We start from the raw sequence: 251 nt of genomic DNA on the forward strand, positions 1-251 counted from the left end.
GAATATGGCTTCCATAACTGGTTTAATATCAAAAATGAAAAAGTGAAGGATGAGAATGGGAAGGAACGCTACGACTATCAGGCGTGGTGGGGATATGATTCTCTTCCTGAAATCAAAAGCGTTGAAGGAGACGCAGTTAATTATGATAGTGAGTTAAACAATGAGAAATTCTCTGATTACATTATGTATGACAAAGATTCTGCATCGAAATCATGGTTAACACATGGGGCTTCCGGATGGCGCCTTGATGT

Annotated in this window: 1 protein-coding gene; it reads left to right on the forward strand. The window is 39.4% G+C overall.

The annotated features are described in order from the left end of the window. The coding region (locus tag Q4528_RS14990; RefSeq protein WP_303522478.1) for a hypothetical protein at nt 1-251 on the forward strand (251 nt) is incomplete at both ends.

This window comes from Staphylococcus pasteuri (assembly GCF_030547725.1).
Classification (GTDB): domain Bacteria; phylum Bacillota; class Bacilli; order Staphylococcales; family Staphylococcaceae; genus Staphylococcus; species Staphylococcus pasteuri.